This window comes from Robinsoniella sp. (assembly GCF_034124845.1).
The window spans coordinates 8,163-9,977 of record NZ_JAWYAJ010000588.1; the positions used below are offsets into that span (position 1 = coordinate 8,163).

Consider the following 1,815-nt stretch of genomic DNA (forward strand, 5'->3'; position numbering starts at 1 on the left):
AGCTAGATGTCCTGAACTGCTGACCGGTAGAAATTCCGTAATCCCCTGAACCAGTCCCAGCAGGATAGACTCTAAAATTGACATAACCATTTCTCCTCTTCGTCCATTTCCCCGCTACTGCAAAGAAGAACTGTATCTTATATTTTTTTCTAAAGTATAAACAATTATATTATAGCGCTTAATTATAGCATATATTTCGAGAATTTACAATGAAGAAAATTTTAGGGAGGATTTGTTATAATTGGCGCTTAGTACCGAAAGGGAGCATTTGCGTATAAAACACAAAACACACTGCACCAATATGCAAAAGTTCAATACTTTTATATATCAGATACAGTGTGCGGTCAAGATTACCCGAACCGGTAATCCTATTTCTCTTTTATCAACTCATAAACTTTCTTCAGCGCATCCTTAATTCCCCCGACTTCATTAATAATGCCCTCTTCCACTGCCTGCTTGCCCACAAGGATGGTTCCCAGATCCTTTGTCAGCATTCCGGTGTCTAACATGAGTTCTTCCAGACGGTCCCTGTTGGCATCGCAGTGTGAAGCAATAAAGCCAAGGATCCGGTCCTGCATCTGTTTAAAGTAGTCGTAAGTCTGTGGTGCTCCGATTACGGTTCCGCTCATACGAACAGGATGGATAACCATGGTTCCCGTTTCTACAATGAAGGAATAGTCGGTAGATACGGCGATTGGTACGCCTATGGAGTGGCTTCCGCCCAAGACCAGAGATACGGTGGGTTTACTTAAGGAAGCAAGCATTTCCGAAATAGCAAGTCCGGCTTCCACATCACCTCCTACAGTATTTAGCAGAACTAAGACACCTTCGATTTCGTTGCTGTCTTCAATTGCAGCTAACTGAGGAAGGACGTGTTCGTACTTTGTTGTCTTGCTGTTTGAGGGTAAGCATTCATGTCCTTCGATTTCTCCAATTACAGTCAGAAGATGGATCTTATGGTCCAGGGTGATCTGCCCCATTTCTCTGATCTCTTCCTGCTGCTGTTCTTTCTTTTCGTCTTTGCCGGATTTATCATCATTGTTTCCATTTGCCATTTTATAATTCCTCCTGTTTTCTATTCAAATATGCTATCAGTAGCATTCCCACTAACGCTGAATCTGATGCATAAAAAAACAGAACAGTAAACTTTTGGCTTCTGTTCTGTATCAAACAGTTATCTGTTATAAAAATATTCTGTCTGCAAGTCTCTTACCATTTGAATATACAGTTCCTTGCATTCTTCATTTTTGTTATCCTCAATCATCTGAATGCAGGGATGCAGGTATTTATCCCAGACACCCTGATAAATAGCGGATTTTTCCGGATTTTTATTAATGTGTTTGACAATGGTGGGAGCCACGTCATAATATTCTTTGATGATTTCTTCGCCCTCTGGCTGATCCATCAGATAGCCGTCACGGTAATTACGTAAGATCGTCAGTTCATAACAATCGTCAGGCTTTCCAAAAGTTTCACATACAGCGGTAGTGATATAACAGAATTTACGATGGAATCCATGTTCTATATGCTCATAAGTGGCTGCCTGGATATTTGTTTTCGGAAAACGTTCTTTCCATCCGGCAAGTAATTTCTCTGTTAAAGGTTTGGAAGATTGCCCGTGAAATTCTAAAATTGCAGGAAGCACATAGACAGCCATATACAGATTATAATCCATTAATAATTTATCCTGGTTGTTCTTTTTGCCCTGCGCCTTAACCTTTTCATCTGCAGTTTCCACAAGGGCATTTGCCATATTAGTAAGAAACTGCTCTTTGTCTACCACATCCTGGTAACCATTTTCGATTGCCTGAAAGG

3 protein-coding genes are annotated in these 1,815 nt (G+C 40.7%); all 3 read right to left on the minus strand.

What is annotated here, in order from left to right:
- On the minus strand, nucleotides 1-84 hold an 84-nt coding region (locus ACH2DQ_RS29010), incomplete at its 3' end, for an undecaprenyl-diphosphate phosphatase (protein ID WP_395028812.1).
- Nucleotides 85-368: 284 nt separating this feature from the next.
- Nucleotides 369-1,055, minus strand: coding sequence for a ClpP family protease (locus tag ACH2DQ_RS29015; protein WP_394911313.1), 687 nt, complete (start codon nucleotides 1,053-1,055; stop codon nucleotides 369-371).
- Nucleotides 1,056-1,174: 119 nt separating this feature from the next.
- The coding region (locus ACH2DQ_RS29020; RefSeq protein WP_395028811.1) for a CFI-box-CTERM domain-containing protein at nucleotides 1,175-1,815 on the minus strand (641 nt) is incomplete at its 5' end.